Source organism: Nocardia elegans NBRC 108235, assembly GCF_001612845.1.
Lineage (GTDB): Bacteria > Actinomycetota > Actinomycetes > Mycobacteriales > Mycobacteriaceae > Nocardia > Nocardia nova.
On sequence record NZ_BDBF01000104.1, the window covers coordinates 1 to 2,978 of the forward strand.

A 2,978-nucleotide genomic window follows, 5' to 3' on the forward strand; every position below is an offset into this window, starting at 1 on the left:
GTCATGTGTTCACACCTCGCTGTCGCGGGCTCAGTCGGTGAGCAACTGGCGTAGCACGTAGTGCAGGATCCCGCCGTGCCGGTAATAGGCGGCTTCGGCAGGGGTGTCGATCCGCACAGTGGCGGCGAACTCTTTCGCGTGCCCGGTGCCGTCGACGGCACGAACGTCAGCTTGCCGTGGAAAGGTGTCCGTGGTTTTCGCCTGCGCCAGTCCGGTGATCGAGTATGTTTCCTCGCCGGTCAATCCGAGTGACTGCACCGATTGGCCGTCGGCAAATTGCAGCGGCAGCACCCCCATACCGATCAGATTGGACCGGTGGATTCGTTCGAACGAGTCGGCCAGCACCGCCCGCACGCCCAAAAGGAGTGTGCCTTTGGCGGCCCAGTCCCGCGAAGACCCGGAGCCGTATTCGGTTCCGGCGAGGATCAGTAGCGGCACCTGTTCGGCGGCATAGGCGGTGGCGGCGTCGAAGATGCTCATCTGCTCGCCGTCGGGCAGGTGGCGGGTGACGCCGCCCTCGGTGCCAGGGGCGAGTTGGTTGCGCAATCGGATGTTGGCGAAGGTGCCGCGGATCATCACTTCGTGGTTGCCGCGGCGTGAGCCGTAGGAGTTGAAGTCCTTCGGTGCGACTCCGTGCTGCTGCAGGTAGGTTCCGGCGGGGCCGTCGCGTTTGATCGCTCCGGCTGGGGAGATGTGGTCGGTGGTGACCGAGTCACCGAGCAATGCCAGTACCCGGGCGCCGGTGATGTCGTCGACCGGTTGGGGGTCTCGGGTCATGTGTTCGAAGTAAGGTGGGCGGCGGACGTAGGTCGATTCGTCGTCCCAGTTGAAGACCTGGCCGGCCGCGACGTCGAGAGTCCGCCAGCGTTCGTCGCCGGTGTAGACGTCGGCGTAGCCGCTGGTGAACATCTGCGAGCGCAGGTTGGCGGCGACGACTGCCTCGATTTCGGCTGTGGTGGGCCAGATGTCGCGCAGATATACCGGGGTTCCGTCGGGCGCTGCTGCCAGCGGGTCGCGCAGCAGGTTGATGCGCGTCGTGCCGGCCAGCGCATACGCGATGACCAGCGGTGGAGACGCGAGAAAGTTCATCTTCGTCTCCGGGTGGATGCGGCCCTCGAAGTTGCGGTTGCCCGACAACACCGAGCACACCGTGAGATCGCCGGCGGCGATGGCGGCACTGACCTCCGGAATCAGCGGTCCCGAGTTGCCGATGCACGTGGTGCACCCGTAGCCGACCAGCGAGAATCCGAGCTCGTCCAAGTAGGGTGTGAGTCCGGCCCGCGCGTAGTAGTCGGTGACAACCCGCGACCCGGGTGCGAGGGTGGTTTTGACCCACGGTTTGCGGGTCAGCCCCTTCTCTACGGCCTTCTTCGCGAGCAGGGCAGCCCCGATCATCACCGACGGGTTGGAGGTGTTGGTGCACGAGGTGATCGCGGCGATCACCACGTGCCCGTGATCGAGGGTCGTCGTGGTCCCGTCGGCGAGGGTCACTGCCTGCTGCGCCGAGGGCCACTGGTGCGTCTGCCCGCAATCACACGGGGCGTTCGGCCCGTCGACGGCTCGGTCGTGGTCGATGGCGATCGGATCGCTGGCCGGGAACGACTCACTCGAGGCCTCGTCCAGTCCGGCCGCTGCGGCCACGGACGGTTCGGCGTCCAGCAGGGACGCGACCGCGTGCGGGGCCTGCGCCAACGGAATACGGTCCTGGGGGCGCTTGGGCCCGGCGATGGACGGCTCCACCGTCGACAGATCAAGTTCGATGCGCTGGCTGTAGCCGGGTTCGTGGTCCGGGTCGTGCCACAGCCCTTGTTCCTTGGCGTAGGCCTCGACGAGTCGTATCTGCTGTTCGGGGCGGCCGGTGAGCCGCAAGTAATCCAGGGTGACCGCGTCGATCGGGAAGATTGCGCAGGTTGAGCCGTATTCGGGGCTCATGTTGCCGATGGTGGCGCGGTTGGCCAAGGGCACATTCGCCACGCCGGGACCGTAGAACTCGACGAACTTGCCGACCACACCGGTTTTGCGCAGCAACTCGGCGACGGTGAGTACCAGATCGGTGGCGGTGGTGCCCTCCGGCAACGCGCCGGTCAGCTTGATTCCCAGAACTTGTGGAATCAGCATGCTCATCGGCTGCCCGAGCATCGCGGCCTCGGCTTCGATTCCGCCGACACCCCAGCCGAGCACGCCGAGCCCATTGACCATGGGGGTGTGCGAGTCGGTGCCCACCAAGGTGTCGGGGTAGGCCAGCGGCGGTCCACCGTCGGGATCGTCGCGGGTGAACACCACGCGTGCCAGATATTCGAGGTTCACCTGGTGGCATATCCCCGTGTCCGGCGGCACGACGGCGAAATCCTGGAAAGCCTGCTGGGCCCAGCGCAGCAGCTGGTAGCGCTCGACGTTGCGGGTGAATTCGAGTTCCGCGTTGATCGCGAAGGCGTCGGGCCGGGCGAAGACGTCGGCGATCACCGAATGATCGATCACCAGCTCGGTCGGAATCAGCGGATTGATCCGGCCGGGATCACCACCCAGCGCTGTCATCGCATCGCGCATCGCGACCAGGTCCACGACACACGGCACCCCGGTGAAGTCCTGCATCAGCACGCGCGCCGGGGTGAACGCGATGTCGGTGGCGCCGACGTCGTCCGGGTCCCACGCGGCGAGCGCGCGGACCTGTTCGGCGGTGACTCGGTGTCCGTCCTCGCCGCGGAGCAGGTTCTCCAGCAGCACCTTCAGGCTGTAGGGCAGCCGGTGCGCAGTCGCGATTTTGTCGAGCCGGTAGATGGTGAACTCTCGGCCCTCGACCTTCCAGACGTCGCGAGCTCCGAAACTGTTGCCGCTCATGATCGTTGCCCGTCCGCGACGGCGTCGAGCTGTTCGGTGCTGTTCGAGTGTCGCGATTTCGGCATGTGACGAGCCTCCTGATCAGGGGCTGCCGGGCATCACCATCGCTGCGCCGGCAGCGTCGGGCCTACTGATTCACT

1 protein-coding gene is annotated in these 2,978 nt (G+C 66.2%); it reads right to left on the minus strand.

Annotated elements, in window-relative coordinates:
* Positions 1 to 30: 30 nt before the first annotated feature.
* Positions 31 to 2,838: an aconitate hydratase gene (locus NE2_RS34355; protein ID WP_063032913.1), complete on the minus strand. Its 2,808-nt coding sequence runs from the start codon at positions 2,836 to 2,838 to the stop codon at positions 31 to 33.
* Positions 2,839 to 2,978 lie beyond the last annotated feature (140 nt).

Bases quoted from the DNA above. Each gene is read 5' to 3' on its own strand.
- NE2_RS34355 (WP_063032913.1), bottom strand. From the start codon at position 2,838: ATGAGCGGCAACAGTTTCGGAGCTCGCGACGTCTGGAAGGTCGAGGGC.